General features: G+C 70.3%; 12 protein-coding genes. 2 read left to right on the top strand and 10 right to left on the bottom strand.

Annotation, left to right across the window (positions count from 1 at the left end; genetic code table 11):
- Nucleotides 1-175: 175 nt before the first annotated feature.
- The 7 genes from AB0J42_RS18765 to AB0J42_RS18795 all read right to left on the bottom strand — a co-directional run bounded on the left by AB0J42_RS18765 (nucleotide 176) and on the right by AB0J42_RS18795 (nucleotide 9364).
- Complete coding sequence (locus tag AB0J42_RS18765; RefSeq protein WP_364295908.1) at nucleotides 176-721, bottom strand: hypothetical protein; 546 nt, start codon at nucleotides 719-721, stop codon at nucleotides 176-178.
- A gap of 22 nt (nucleotides 722-743) precedes the next feature.
- Nucleotides 744-1817 carry a lytic polysaccharide monooxygenase gene (locus AB0J42_RS18770; RefSeq protein ID WP_364295910.1) on the bottom strand — a complete coding sequence of 358 codons (1074 nt, stop codon included), beginning with the start codon at nucleotides 1815-1817 and terminating at the stop codon, nucleotides 744-746.
- 826 nt (nucleotides 1818-2643) lie between these two features.
- The gene (locus tag AB0J42_RS18775; RefSeq protein ID WP_364295912.1) at nucleotides 2644-3915 is read right to left on the bottom strand and encodes a serine/threonine-protein kinase; all 1272 of its coding nucleotides are present in this window, start codon (nucleotides 3913-3915) and stop codon (nucleotides 2644-2646) included.
- A complete protein-coding gene (locus AB0J42_RS18780) occupies nucleotides 3902-4873 on the bottom strand; it encodes a LacI family DNA-binding transcriptional regulator (protein WP_364295914.1) in 972 nt (323 codons plus the stop codon). Before AB0J42_RS18780 ends, AB0J42_RS18775 begins: the two co-directional genes overlap by 14 nt.
- A 230-nt stretch (nucleotides 4874-5103) precedes the next feature.
- Nucleotides 5104-7251 carry a transglycosylase domain-containing protein gene (locus AB0J42_RS18785; protein ID WP_364295916.1) on the bottom strand — a complete coding sequence of 716 codons (2148 nt, stop codon included), beginning with the start codon at nucleotides 7249-7251 and terminating at the stop codon, nucleotides 5104-5106.
- 102 nt (nucleotides 7252-7353) lie between these two features.
- Nucleotides 7354-8013, bottom strand: coding sequence for a TrkA family potassium uptake protein (locus AB0J42_RS18790; RefSeq protein WP_364295918.1), 660 nt, complete (start codon nucleotides 8011-8013; stop codon nucleotides 7354-7356).
- Nucleotides 8006-9364 carry a potassium transporter TrkG gene (locus AB0J42_RS18795; protein WP_364295920.1) on the bottom strand — a complete coding sequence of 453 codons (1359 nt, stop codon included), beginning with the start codon at nucleotides 9362-9364 and terminating at the stop codon, nucleotides 8006-8008. Before AB0J42_RS18795 ends, AB0J42_RS18790 begins: the two co-directional genes overlap by 8 nt.
- Before the next feature lie 166 nt (nucleotides 9365-9530).
- Between AB0J42_RS18795 and AB0J42_RS18800 the strand changes: the two genes are divergently transcribed.
- On the top strand, nucleotides 9531-10433 hold the full coding sequence (locus AB0J42_RS18800; protein ID WP_364295922.1) for a sulfotransferase: 903 nt from the start codon (nucleotides 9531-9533) through the stop codon (nucleotides 10431-10433).
- Nucleotides 10430-11593, top strand: a complete 1164-nt coding sequence (locus AB0J42_RS18805; RefSeq protein ID WP_364295924.1) for a glycosyltransferase family 4 protein — start codon at nucleotides 10430-10432, stop codon at nucleotides 11591-11593. Before AB0J42_RS18800 ends, AB0J42_RS18805 begins: the two co-directional genes overlap by 4 nt.
- A gap of 2 nt (nucleotides 11594-11595) precedes the next feature.
- Here the strand turns inward: AB0J42_RS18805 and AB0J42_RS18810 are convergent, their stop codons facing one another.
- From AB0J42_RS18810 to AB0J42_RS18820, 3 genes are all read right to left on the bottom strand, one after another.
- Nucleotides 11596-12528: a sporulation protein gene (locus tag AB0J42_RS18810; RefSeq protein ID WP_364295926.1), complete on the bottom strand. Its 933-nt coding sequence runs from the start codon at nucleotides 12526-12528 to the stop codon at nucleotides 11596-11598.
- A gap of 18 nt (nucleotides 12529-12546) precedes the next feature.
- Nucleotides 12547-12939 (bottom strand): STAS domain-containing protein, encoded by a 393-nt coding sequence (locus AB0J42_RS18815; RefSeq protein ID WP_364295928.1) that lies wholly within the window; start codon nucleotides 12937-12939, stop codon nucleotides 12547-12549.
- Nucleotides 12940-13041: 102 nt separating this feature from the next.
- On the bottom strand, nucleotides 13042-14226 hold the full coding sequence (locus tag AB0J42_RS18820) for an MFS transporter (protein WP_364295930.1): 1185 nt from the start codon (nucleotides 14224-14226) through the stop codon (nucleotides 13042-13044).
- Nucleotides 14227-14307: the final 81 nt, after the last annotated feature.

The raw sequence follows: 14307 nt of genomic DNA on the forward strand, positions 1-14307 counted from the left end.
TGGCCCGACGAGACCTCCCCCTCACCGGCCGCGTTCGCGTGCGGGCCACCGCTCCCGCGGTGCCCGCCCGCTTCCTCTCTTGGGCTTTACGAGGCCCGGTTTCCTGGGCCTCACGGGGCCCGGTTTCGTGGGCCTTACGAGGCCGTTCTTCTGGGCCTTACGGAGGCCCGCTCTTCTACTTGGCCTGCTTGGCCTGCTCGAATCTCTCGCGCGCCGTGTCCAGCGCCGGACCGTCGTCCAGCTCGGCGAACGCCTCATCGTGCAGGCGCTCCGGGAACAGCTCCTTCACGCGCTCCGGGTAACCGGGCCCAGGGGGCGGGACCCGTACCTCCGCGTGGTGGCCGAACCGTACGGCGAGAGGCCCGGCGACCCGTACGGACGTCTTCCAGTCCGTGCCGGGGCCGGTGATCGCGCACATGTGCCGGGCGTACACCCACTCCACCTGAGTCACGTCCTGCGCGCCCTCGGGGGCCACGCCGAACGGCTCCACAGCGCAGATGACCTGCCCGGCGTCCTCTTCGAAGTGATGCCCGTGATCGTGGTGCTCCTCCGGCGAAGCCTGCTCCAGCAGCACCGTCACCCGGGCGGCGAGCTCCTGGTGCAGGTCCTGCGGCAGGTCGGCCTGCCGCAGGACCGCCAGGAGCGACGTACCGGCGATGCCGGCCACGACCACGGCGGCGACGGCCATGAAACCGCGCCGCCGGGCCGGTGGCTTACGCACGTCCTCCAGCATCAGCCTGCCTTTACGAGCTTGTGCAGGTCAGTGTCGGAACCGGGCTGGGCACGCTGCCCGTGGCGTTGAACCCGAACGTGGTCGAGGCGTTCGGGGCCAGCTGCCCGTTGTACGACGCGTTCTTGGCCACCACGTTCGGTGGCTGCCCGGTCAGCGTCGCGTTCCACGGAGCTCCGTCGAAGCCCTGGCCGCCGGAGTAGGTCCAGGAGACCGTCCAGCCGTTGATCGTGGCGTCGCCGGTGTTGGTGACGGTCACCTCGCCCTGGAAGTGCCCGGCCCAGCCGTTGTCGGTGGCCCGGAAGGTGGCCGTGCAGTCACCGTCGGCCGGCGGCGGGGTCTCCTCGTCCGTGGGGGTGGGGGTCGGGCCGGGGGAGCTGCCGCCCGGGCCGACACCCGTGACCTCGCCGTTGCCGCCGTCGAAGACGACGTCCGAGCAGCTGAAGAAGTTCTCGTTGCTGTCGGAGCGCTTCCAGTGGATGTACAGGATGTGGTCACCGCTCTTGCCGGCCGGAAGAGTGGTGTTCCAGTAGTAGTAGCCGAGCCCGCCCGGGGCGCCCGACTGCGGAGGGTCGGTCACCTCGGCGAACTTCTCCAGGTCGCCCCAGCCCAGCGGGCCGTTGGGGTTCCACCCGTTCTTGGTGATGTACAGGTCGAACGTGCCCGGGTGGTGCGCCCAGTTGCTGTGCCGGATCTGGATGTTGGCGCCCGACGTCAGGTGCGTCTTCGGCCAGTCGTTCCGGACCGCGTTGTAGGCGCTGAAGTCGTACGGGCCGCCGGTGCCGCCGCTGCAGAGCTGGCCGTCGGGGATGTACCCGACGGTCCTGCCTGCCGCGTCGGACCGCAGCACGGCGAACCAGTTGTAGAGCGGCGTGGTGCCGCTCTGCGCGACCGCCGCCGCACAGGCGGGGTTGTACGGCTGGATGGCGCCGTTCTCCCGGAGGCCGTCCTGCCAGCACAGGAAGGTGCGGCTGCCGGGGAACATGGTGACGCCGTGGGCCGAGGCCGCGTGGGGGACGACGAAGGACGTAATGATCAGTGCGAACGCCGCGGCGACCCCAAGGGCCACCGAACGCATGACTTTCATGAACAAGATTCCTTTGCTCGCATGACAGAGGAACCCACCACGAACCGCCCGCCCGGCAGCTTTCGCGTGATCGCATTACAACATGTCCGTATTAATCCGACAACACCGGGTGAAACTTTCAGTTCATCCCGGCGACGGTTTCCGCTGGTGGCCTGCCCTGCCGCCACACCTCCGCACGTGACCGAGGTTGCCGGGACCGGCCGCGGCTCGTGATCCTGACGGCCATGAGACGCGTGCACATCCCCCTGGTCCTCGCGCTCCTCCTGACGACGCACGCCGCGCGTGTCATCTCCGAGAAGTACGATTCGGAGCGCATCCCGAACGACCGCTACCGAGAATTTGGTCAGTGCTCTGGAGTTGAAAGCCGACATGCACGAGTTTTCTCCGGGGCGCGAGTGCGCCAGCCCGAATATCGGTATTCAGCTGCTCGGTCGGCTGGAGCTCGGTAGTGTGTTCGATGTGCGGGGCGAAGGGTCACTCCGGAAGCTTCGAATCGTCACGGCCGACACAGCGTGACTGTCGCCGCCGGACGGGCGGAGACGAAAAACGCCTTCCGCGCCAGCGGACGAGACGATCCTCGTATTCGTTCTGGTGGAGGCCCGGTAAGACCATTCTCACCGATGGCGCAGGCCGACGAAGCAGGAAGCCACAGAGGTGCCGCATGACCGTGGGGCACGGACTGAATCTCCGGCATTCATACCGGAGAGCGCGTCAAATCGTCCAGAACAACGTGTGTGGGGGGCGTCGGCCCTGGGGTCGGGCCCTAGGCGGGCGGCACAAGGCAGGCCGTCAACTCCTTCGCCGTCACCTCCTCGGGTGGCGGGGGTCAGGGGGAGCGGCGGGCGGCGCTGATCTCGTTCAGGCGAATTTCCAACTGGGAACGGCAGGCCGGGTCGAGCCTGCCCTCCCGCTCGCGTTCCGCCAGCTTCCGGCGGAGACCGGCGAGGCGGGAGTCCTCCTCGCCCTGCGCCACCATCGCCCCGCGGAGGACCTGTTTGAGGTCGAGGGCCACGTCGCCGTCGAGCGCGCCGCACGCGTCGGAGGCTTCGAGGGTGGCGTGGAAGCCGTCGATGGCCTGCCGGACCGTCTGCCCCTCGGCCGGGGTCCGCTCCATCATGGGCAGCGAGTCCTCCGGCGTAGGCGTCGGCACCTCGGGGATGGAGGCCACGGCTGTCGGCGGCGTCTCCACCGGGACCGGCATCGCCCACCGCGGCACCTCCAGCAGCGCGACGAGCGACAGGGCGAGCGCCCCCGCCCCGGCCACGGCCAGCCCGCGCCGCACCCGCTTGGGCAGGCTGAGTGCGGCGGACAGCGCGGTCGCGGCCTCCGCCGCCGTGGGCCGGCGGCGGGGGTCGGGGTCGAGGCAGCGCTGGCAGAGCGTCGCGACGGCGTGCGGCGCGCCGGGCGGGCGGGGCGGCGGGTACGGGCGGCGCGCGGTCTCCAGCTGTTCCCAGGTGGTCTCCGGGTACGGGGTATGCCCGGCGATCATGGTGAACAGCAGCACGCCGAGCGCGTACACGTCCACGGCCGGATGGGTCGGCTTCCCGTCGAGCCGTTCGGGCGCCACGTAGGGCGGCGTGCCCGCCTCGTCGTCCGGGTCGCCGGCCCAGGCGGCGATGCCGAAGTCGAGCAGCTTCATCCCGTCGGGGGTGAGCAGCACGTTCTCGGCGGTGACGTCCCGGTGCACGAGCCCGCGCTCGTGCCCGGCGGCGAGCACGCGGGCGGTCCGCAGGGCGACGGCGGCGGCCTGCGGCCAGGGCAGCGGCCCCTGTTCGAGCCGTTCGGCCAGCGGGACCCCGTCGAGCAGCGGCATGACGACGAAGGCCGCGACCTCCCCGCTGGTGGTCACGGCCTCCCCGTAGTCGTAGATCTCGATGGCGTCCGGATGGATGAACCGGGCGGCGGCCCGTGCCTCGCTTCGCGCTCTTACCCGGTCGCCGAGGCCCGTCTGGAGGGACGAGCACTGCACCTTGACCGCCACCATGCGATGCAGCGACTGGTCGAAGGCGCGCCAGATGACGGACATGCCGCCCCGGGCCAGCGGGTCCAGGAGGAGGTACCTGCGGGCCAGGATGTCGCCGGGTTCATGCCGAGTCACGGATGACCAGTTCTGTCGGGAGGATCGGATCGACTCCGGTCGTGCCGGACAGTAGCAACCTGGTCGCGATGGTGGCCACCTCCTCGACAGGCTGGCGGACGGTGGTGAGTGCCGGGTTGGTGTGCCGGGCGACCGGCGCGTCGTCGAACCCGATCACCGCGACGTCGGCGGGCACCCTGCGGCCGGCTCGGCGCAGCGCCTGGATCGCCCCGGCGGCCATCAGGTCGGAGGCGGCGAAGACCGCGTCCAGGCCGGGGGCGTGGCGCAGCAGCCACTGCATGGCGTGGGTGCCCGAGGCGGCGGTGAAGTCCCCGTACGCGACCGGGACCTCGGCCACGCCCGCCTCCCGCAACGTCTTGACCAGGCCGTCGAGCCGGTCCTTGGCGGCGGGCAGCGAGGGCGGACCGCCGATGGCGGCGACGGATTTGCGGCCGGTGAGCAGGAAGTGCTCGGCGGCCTGGCGTCCGCCGTCGTAGTTGTCGACGTCGGCGTACGGGAGTTTCAGGTCGTGCGGCGGCCGGCCGATGTTGCGCACGGCGATGCCGGAGGTGCAGAGCTTGATGGCGAGGGGGTGCCGTTCCCGGGCGCCGATGAGGAGCACGGCGCCGGACAGGGTGGGCAGGACGGACGAGGTCGGGTTGACCGTGGTGATGGTCAGGGTGGTGCCGTTCTCGGCGACGACGGCGCCGCTGGCGGAGAGCAGCCGGGCATAGTACGGTTCTGAGAATAATCGCGGCAGATGGTCACACACGACTGCGGTGACTCCGGTCGCCGCGTTCCTGGAGACCGACCCCCTGGGTGCGCGCTGCCGCACATAACCCATCCGGGAGACTGCCTCGTAGACCTGTCGACGGGTCGACGTGCTGACCCGGACCGAGCCGGTGAGCACGCGGGAGGCGGTGGCCGGGGAGACCCCGGCGGCCGCCGCGACCTGGGCCAGTGTGGGCTGCTCGGACATGCTCGACACCTCGCGCCGAAGATCCCTGGGAGCGCTCCCACGTTACCAATGTTTCGCCTCCGTTAACAGGGCCCCTGTACTGCACAGTTAGACGTGAGTAAGGAAACCGCAGGTAGCGGCGGCGCGAGGACTCGAAGAAGTTTCAACGAGTTGGCCGCGGAGGGGGACCGGCCCCCTCCGCGGGTCTCAGCCCTGACCGGTCCCGGTGCTGACCGGTCCCGATACGGGTGTCAGTCCTGACCGGTCCCGACGCTGGTGTCGGTGCCGGAGTCGATGTCGTGCAGCGCGGTCGGCTCGCGCTCCCGCTTGACCGGCGCGCAGCTCGACCCGCAGCCGCCGAACCTCGAGGTGTTCAGCGGGTGGAAGTCCGTAGGCTCGGTGCCCTTCAGCGCCGCGATCATGGTGTCGCGCCAGATGGGCCCCGGAATGCTGGCGCCGAAGACGTTGGGGTAGTAACGGCCGCCGATCGTCACGTTGTTCAGCTTGTAGCGCTGCGAGCCGCGCGGGTCGCCGATGCTGACCGCGCCCGCCAGGTCGGGCGTGAAGCCGGCGAACCAGGCCGTCGCCTGCTGGTCCGTGGTGCCCGTCTTGCCCGCCGCCGGGCGGCCGATGCCGCCCACGCCGCGCATCGTGCCCTTGGTGAACACCCCTTCCAGGATGTGCGCCGCGGCGTCCGCGACCTCGGGGTCCAGCGCCTGCTTGCACTTCGGCTCGTACTTCGTGACCTTGCCGTCGCGGTCGGTGATCTCGGTGACGACCATCGGCGCGCAGTACTTGCCGCGCGCCCCGATCGCCGCGTAGGAGTTGGCGACCGTCACCGGGTCCATCTCGTTGATGCCGAGCGTGAACGTGGAGTACTCCTGCAGCGGCAGGCCGTCGGAGCGCTTGACGCCCAGCGACTTGGCCGTCTTGATCGTCTCGCAGAGCCCGACCTTCTCCTCCAGTTTCATGAAGAAGGTGTTGACCGAGCCCCAGGTCCCGGTCGACAGGGTCTTGAAGCCGCCGGACCCCTCGTCGTTGGTGACGGTGTGGGTCGGGTCGCCGATGTTCTCGCCCTTGCAGTTCTTGAACGTCGAGTAGCCGGGAGCGCGGTAACCCGCGCCCACCGAGAAGCCGTCGTTGACCTTCATGCCCTGCTTGAGGCCGGTCAGGAGGGTGTAGACCTTGAACGTCGATCCGGCCTGGAAGCCCACGCCGCCGCCGTGCGCCGCGTCAGCCACGACGTTGTACGACATCTCGTTGCGCTTCTTGGAGCGGCCGTAGGTGCGGCTCGCGGCCATCGCCTTGATCGCGCCGGTGCCGGGCTCGATCAGGGCCTCGGAGGCGACCGGGTTGTCGGAGGCGTGCACCCACTTCTTGATCGCCCGCTCGGCGGCCCGCTGCATCTTGGGGTCGAGCGTGGTCTTGATCGTCAGGCCGCCCCGGTTGAGGAGCTGGGTGCGCTGCTTCTTGGTCTTGCCGAAGATCGGGTTGTTGAGGATCTCGGCTCGTACGTACATGCAGTAGTACGGGTAGGGGCTGGCGCCGCAGCCGCCGGGCAGCGGGGTGCCCTTGTAGCCGAGCTTCTTGGCCTTGGCCTCCTTCAGCTCGGCGTCGGTGATCTTGCCGAGCTCGTGCATCCGGTTGAGCACGACGTTGCGCCGCTCCAGCAGGCGCTGGCGGTGCTTCCTGCCGAGGTTCGGGTCGGTGCGGTTCGGGTCCTGCACGGCTCCGGCGAGGGTGGCGGCCTGGGCCAGGTCGAGGTCCTTGGCCGAGACGCCGAAGAACCGCTTGGCGGCGGCCTCCACGCCGTTCGCGCTCGCGCCGAAGTAGGCGATGTTGAGGTACTTCTCCAGGATCTCGTCCTTGGTGTACTTCTCCTCGACGCCCATCGCGTAGCGCAGCTCGTTGAGCTTGCGGGCGTAACTGGCCTCCAGCGCCTTGGCCTTCTCCTCCTCGGTGACGGCCGAGTTGAGCAGCACCTGCTTGACGTACTGCTGGGTGATGCTGGAGCCGCCCTGGGAGATGCCGCCGGAGGTCAGGTTCTTGGCCAGGGCGCGGAGCGTGCCCTCGATGTCGATGGCGCCGTGCTCGTAGAAGCGGTAGTCCTCGATGGCGATGATCGCGGTCTTCATCACATCGGAGATCTCGTCGAGCTTGACGACCTCGCGGTACTCCTCGTAGAACTGGCCGATCTCGTTGCCCTTGGAGTCGAGCAGGGTGGTCTTCTCGGCCAGCGGCGGCTCCTTGAGCGCCATCGCCTTGAGGTTCAGCTCGTCCGCGGTGTTGACGAACACCGCCCCGGCGCCGCCGACGGCCGGAAGGGCTATGGCGGCCACCAGCACACCGGCCGCCGCCGCCGCGCCCGCGAGCCGCAGGATCCCCGCTCCCCGGTCCATATGTACGAGTCCTCCCCGATCATCAAGCCCTTGCCGAAAGCCTATAGCCTTGGTAATGACGTAATATCCGTTCTTTTACCAAGACGCAGGTCGGCGGCGTGGTCAGGTCAGCTCGGAGAAGCGCTCGATCTGGTCCGTCCTGCCGGAGACGAGGATGATGTCGCCGTACGACAGCTCGGTCTCCGCGGTCGCGTAGGTGAACTCCTCGCCCTCCTTCTTCACCGCCACGATTGTGACGCCGTATTTGCGCCGAAGGTTCGATTCGCCCAAGGGGACGCCGACGTACTCCTTCGGCGGCCGGGTCTTGATCAGCGCGAAGTTCTCGTCCACCTCCATGTAGTCGAGCATCCGCCCGCTGACCAGATGGGCCACCCGCTCGCCCATGTCGTGCTCGGGCAGCACGACGTGGTGGACGCCGACCCGGCTGAGGATGCGGCGGTGCTGCTGGCTGACGGCCTTGGCCCAGATGTCGTCGATCTCCAGCTCGACCAGCAGGGAAGCGGTCAGGATGCTGGCCTCCAGGTCGCCGATCGCGACCACGGCGCGGTAGAAGTCGCCCACCCCGAGCTGCCGGAGCGTCTCCAGGTCGGTGGCGTCGGCGGTCGCCAGGTGCGTGATGTGCCCGGACAGCCCCTGCACGATCTTCGGTCGCTGGTCGATGGCCAGCACCTCGGTCCCGCGCCTGGTGAGCTCGAGCGCCAGCGCGGAGCCGAACCGCCCGAGGCCGATCACCACCACGGGGTCATTGCGTAGGTCAGCCAACGATCATCCGCTCCTCGGGTAGTTCGTACCGCCGGGCGCGCTCCTTGAGAGCCAGCGCGGAGCCGATCGTGAGCGGGCCGATCCGGCCCACGAACATGAGCACGATGAGCAGCACGTGCCCGGCGGGCGGGATCTCATTCGTGATGCCGGTCGTCAGCCCCGCCGTGCTGAACGCGGCGGTCACCTCGAACAGCACCCGGTCCAGGCTGTGCGGGGTGAGCACGAGCAGCACGTAGGTGCTGAAGACCACCAGGGCCCCGCTCATCGCCGTCACCACCACGGCCTGGCGCTGGGCGGTCTCCGGCACCTGGCGGTGGCGGACGTTCACCTTGGGCTCGCCGCGCAGCTCGGCCCAGATGACGAAGAGCAGCAGGCCGAGCGTGGTCACCTTGATGCCGCCCGCGGTGCCGGCGCTGCCGCCGCCGATGAACATGAGCACGTCGCTGAGCAGCCAGCTCGACGGGTACAGATCGCCGATGTCGACGCTGTTGAACCCGGCCGTGCGGGCCATCGCCGACAGGAAGAAGGCGCCCAGCAGCTTGCCGGAGTCGTCCAGCCCGCCGAGCGTGCCGGGGTTGTGCCACTCGGTGGCCAGGTAGACCAGCGTGCCCAGGACCAGCAGGACCAGCGTGGCGAAGACGGTGATCGTGGTGAGCACGCTCCACCTGCCCGGGTGCCGCCAGGAGCGCAGCAGCTCGAACACCACCGGGAAGCCCAGCCCGCCCACGATGACCGCGGCGGCGACCGTCAGGCAGATCCACGGGTCGCCCGCGAAGCGGACGAGGCTGTCGGACCAGAGCGTGAACCCGGCGTTGTTGAAGGCCGAGACGCCGTGGAAGACCCCGAGGTAGAGCGCCCGCCCGAACCCCTCGCCGTATCCCGTCATGAACCGCACGGTGAACACGGCGGCGGCGACCGCCTCGCACACCAGGCTGTAGACGACGACCTTGCGCACGACCGACCGCATCCCCGCCATGGTCGGGGTCTTGGTCTCGGCCTGCGCGAACAGCCGGGCCCGCAGCCCCAGCCTGCCGGAGACGAGCACGGTGAAGACCGTGGCCAGGGTCATGATGCCGAGCCCGCCGATCTGCACCAGCCCGATGATGATCACCTCGCCGAACGCCGACCAGTGGACCGGGGTGTCGACGATGGTCAGCCCGGTCAGGGAGACGGCGGCGGTGGCGGTCCACACGGCCGTCATCCAGTCGGTCGTCTGACCGGCGGCGGTGGCGGCGGGCAGGGACAGCAGGAGGGCACCCAGCAGGATCGCGATGCCGAACCCCACCGCGATCATCTGGGTGGGGTGCTGGTAGCCGCCGAAGAGGGCGGAGGCGGCCCGGACACGTTTCATGTGAATGTCAGGCTTCCCCGAAGAGGTTCCGGCGGATCCCGCGTCAGCGTACAGCGCACGAGAATATCCGGTCTGGAACACTGGACCATCCCCGGGCTTCGGCCCCCATCAGCGGTGTTCTCGTTTGACAGGGAACCGCCAGAAAGAATGGGTAGTCTGCGTCGACATGAGCTGGCAGCGGAGAATCAACAAAGCGCTGGTCAGGTTCACCGGATTTCAGGTCAACCGAGTAGGAAACCAAGGAACCCCGACCAGGTCGTCGGCTCCGGCCAAGGCGGCTTCCGCGTCCGCCAAGGCGAAGGCCAAGCAGACCGAGGCCGAGATCAGGCCGCCGGTCGATCCGAAGGCCGACCGGTTGCTGACCGCGCCGATCTTCATCATGTCCCCGGTGCGGTCCGGCTCGACCCTGCTGCGTTCGATCCTGAACGCCCACTCGGACCTGCACGCCCCGCACGAGCTCCACGTGCGGCGGCTCAGAGTGGAGTTCGGCACGTCCCTCGCGGTCAAGGCGATGGAGGCGCTCGGCCACAACCAGGCCGACCTCGAACACCTGCTCTGGGACCGGGTGCTCCACCGCGAGCTGGTACGGAGCGGTAAGCGTTTCATCGTCGACAAGACGCCGGCCAACACGTTCGCCTACGAGCGGATCGCCACCTGCTGGCCCGACGCCCGCTACATCTTCCTGCTGCGCCACCCGGCCTCGATCGCCACCTCCTGGTACGAGGCGAGCCCGGACAAGCGCGACCGGGAGGAGGCCGCGGCCGACGCCCTGCGCTACATGAAGGCCACCGAGAAGGCGCGGTCGGCGCTGTCCGGCCTGACCGTCCGCTACGAGGACCTCAGCTCCGAGCCGGAGCGGGTGACCCGCGAGATCTGCGACTTCCTCGGCCTGGCCTGGGAGCCGGGGATGCTCTCGTACGGCGAGCAGACGGTCATCCAGAAGGGCCTGGGCGACTGGCGCGACAAGATCCGCACGGGCACCGTGCAGCCGGGCCGGGCGCTGCCGGACCCCGACTCGATCCCCGAAACCCTGAAGCCGATGTGCCGGACCTGGGGCTACCTGGAATGAAGATCCGCTACCTGATGCTGCACGCCTACGGCATGGGCGGCACCATCCGCACCGTGGTCAGCCAGGCCAACGCCATGGCCAGGGCCGGTCACGACGTGGAGATCGTCAGCGTGGTGCGCCGCCGTAACAAGCCGCAGTTCGCCATCCACCGGGACGTCCGCGTCAGCGCCCTGGTGGACCAGCGTCAGGGCAGGCAGCCCGACTCGTTCGCGCGCAGGGCGTGGCGCAGGCTCCGCGGCAAGATCGTGCCCCGCGGCGAGTTCGCGGCCGAATACTTCACCGAGCGGGTGGAGAAGGCCGTCATGGACTACGTCGCCGGGCTCGACGGCGGGATCCTGGTCACCACCCGCCCGGCGCTCAACCTGATCGCCGCCCGGCGGGCGTCGAGAAACGTGATCAAGGTGGCGCAGGAACACATGAACCTGGCCGCCTACCCCGAAACCATCCGCGAGGAGATCGCCCGCTACTACGGCCGGTTCGACGCCGTGGCGGTGCTCACGGAGACGAACCGGCGGGAGTACGAGCAGATCCTGCCCGACACCCGGATCGTGCAGATCCCGAACGCGGTCCACAAGGTCGACCAGGAGCGCTCCACCCAGCAGAACCCGGTCGTGGTGGCCGCCGGCCGGCTGGTGCCGCAGAAGGGGTTCGACCTGCTCATCCCGGCGTTCGCCCAGGTGGCGGCCGAGTACCCCGACTGGAAGCTGCGCATCTTCGGCAACGGCCCGCGCCAGGCCAGGCTCCAGGCGCAGATCGACGAGCTGGGCATGGGCGGCAACATCGCGCTCATGGGCCGCACCGACCGCCTCGACGACGAGCTCGCGGCCGCCTCGGTGTACGCGCTCAGCTCGCGCTTCGAGGGCCTGCCGATGGTCATGATCGAGGCGATGACGCACGCCCTGGCGATCGTCGCCTTCGACTGCCCGACCGGCCCGCGCGACGTGCTCACCGACGGGGTCGACGGGGTGCTGGTGCCGCCCCGCGACGTCGACGCGCTGGCCGCCGCGCTCAAGTCGGTCGTCCGTGACCGCAGGCGCCGCCTGGAGCTGGGCGCCGCCGCGGCCGCGACTGCGCGCGGCTACGCCCCCGACGTGGTGATGCCGATGTGGGAGGACCTCTTCACCGAGCTGCTGCGGGCCGAGCGGGCGCGCCCGGCCTGAGCTCAGTCGTCGTCATCCTCGAAGACCTCTTCGAGCAGCTCGGCGGCGATCATGCCGCCGGCCACGCCCGCGGCCACCCCCACGGCTCCGGCCGCGAGCGCGCCGCCCATGCCACCGCCCCCGTGATGGTGGTGGTCGTGGTCGTGGTAGCCCGGCTCGCCGTAGCCGGTGTGCTGCTCGTACGAGGCGAGGCCCGCCAGCCAGTTGCCCAGCTCGGCCGCCCAGTCCATGCGCAGCGCCTCGTCGTGGCCCACCCGGAAGCGGCCGACCGCGTCTGAGCCGTAGTGACCGGAGCGCCGGTCGGCCTCGATGACGATGTCCATGCCGTCGGGGTCGGCGACGAACGTCAGCTCCGCCTCGGCGATCGCCCCGGGCGGGCCGTAGAACTCGATCTCCTGGTAGCACGGCAGCTCCTGGTGGGTGCCGTAGATCTGCCCCATCTCCAGGTCGGCCGACTTGAACGCGAAGCCGAGCTGCAGGAACGCCTCCATGACCCGTTCCTGCGACGGCAGCGGCTCGACCGAGATCGGGTCGAGGTCGCCCTTGTCGACGGCCTTGGCGATGGCCAGCTCGGTGCGGACGCCGAGCGCCATCCCGGTGAGCGGCTGCCCCCGCACCTCGCTGATCGGCGCCTCCCACGGCAGCTCGAACGCGAACGGGATCGTCCGGTCCTCGCCCTCGGCGAGCGTGAACGGCCCGGAGACCTGGACCCGGAGGAGCTCGGCGAGCCCGGTGCGCTCGTCGTCACCGGCCTCCGCCTCGGCACGGGCGACCAGGGAGAGCGTCACATGCTCGACGGCGGCGTCGAACTCGCCGCCTCTCAGCCGGACCTCGCCGGTCATCGTGTCGCCGGGCCGCAGCCGGGCTGTGCTGAGGACCGTGTCGACCGAGGGGGCTCCGACGCCGAACGCGCCCAGCATCCTTTTGAATACCATTGCTCACTCTCCGTTTCCTTACGGCTGGCGACCGTACCGGAAACGATCTTGAGGTTCGCGCGGTTCCGGTAAATTCAGCTCGGCCAGGATCTCCGCGACGCTGTCGCGTACCTCCACGTACGCCAGCAGGCCGGTGCGCCGCAGCACGTCCAGCAGGTGACCGGTGGGCCGGACCAGGACCAGCCGCCCGCCGCCCGCGACCCGCATCCGCTGCAGCGCCACGGCCAGCACGCCGACCGCCGAGGAGTCGTAGAACAGCAGCTCGCCGAGGTCGAACACGAGCACCGTACCGGGCGACCGGTCCCACTCCGCGCGGACGTGCGTGCTGAAGGCGGCCCGCCCCGCGTGGTCGAGCACGCCGCGCGCCCGCAGGACCACGCACCCGCGGTGGCGGGTCGTCTCGATCCGCAAGCTCTCGGCACCTAGGACGGCTGCCCGCGAGACGACGCACCACGCCCGGGGTTCGCGAACTCTAACCCCGGCAGCAAGGTGGTCGGGCGTCGTCGTGATCCCTCATGCGCGCCCCCGTACCCGGCGAGCCCCCCGCCGTACGCCCAGCCCGGCGGCCACGACCAGGTACGGGACGCTCAGCAGGGCGAACGTCAGCCCGTGCGAGACCAGACCGGACGCGGCCGCGTAGGCGGCGTAGACCGTCATCGTGACCAGGCTGGTGCCCAGACCGGCGACCGAGGTGACGGTGGCGCGGCTCGGGCCGCCGATGCTGTCCTGCAGCCGGACCCCGGCCACCACCTCCGCGAGCTGGAACAGGCCGAACGCCGCCGCGATCAGCACGAACCCCGCCGGGTGCCCGCTCAGCGCCCCACCGGCCAGCGCCGCCGCCGCGACGGCCAGCAGAGCGCCGAGGCCCCGGCCGCGCAGCCGCCGCGCCCGCCCCGCCAGCAGCCCGCCCGCCGTCGCACCGGCCCACACGAGCAGGACCACCAGCGGGATCGCCGTCGCCGGCACCCCGGTCTCGGTGCCGAGGAACGGCACGTACTCCTCCAGAGCTCCCCACCCGGCGGTCACGACGGCGACAAGGATCAGCCGGTCACGCACCCGCCGATCCTCCCGCGCCTCGGCCAGCCCCGCCCTCAGCACCCGCCCGTACGAGACCTCCTCGCCGGGGGCCGCGGGGGAGCGGTGCTCGCGGAAGGCCAGCCCGGTGGCGGCGGTGAGCAGGCAGGCCAGCACGCTGGCCGCGCCCACCGCCGGGTAGCCGCCGGCGGCGAAGACCGGGACGGCCAGCGCGATCGCCACGGCGTCCGCCGCCACCCCGATCGCCGTCGCCCGGCCCATGACGTGCCCGTACCGCTCCGTCTCATCGGTACGGTCGAGCTCCTCGTACACCAGAGCCTCCATCGCGCCCGAGGTGAGGGCGTCCCGGGTGCCCCAGAGGACGAAACCCAGCGCGAAGATCCAGTAGGACGGGAAGACGACCCAGAGCGCGAACCCGGCGGCGGCGAGCACCGGCCCCGCGCACAGCAGCAGCCGCCGGGACACGGCGTCCGCCAGCGCGCCGGACGGCACCTCCAGCACCAGCCCCGTGACCGACCAGATGACGAAGAGCGAAGACGTCTCGGCCACGGACAGCCCGGTCTCGGTGAACAGCAGCGCGTAGACCGGGTAGAACAGGACGAGCTCGTCGAGGAACGTGTAGACGTAGAGCGTGCGGACGAGCCGCTTGGCAGGCGGTGACATGTGTGAGGCCTTCCGGAGGAGACGGGCGGGGGCTGCGGACGCCTGCCTGCGCGGCGGCCCGCGGATCCTCCGGCCTCGGGT

Origin of the sequence: Nonomuraea sp. NPDC049649 (assembly GCF_040675175.1) — a bacterium.
Taxonomy (GTDB): Bacteria; Actinomycetota; Actinomycetes; order Streptosporangiales; family Streptosporangiaceae; genus Nonomuraea.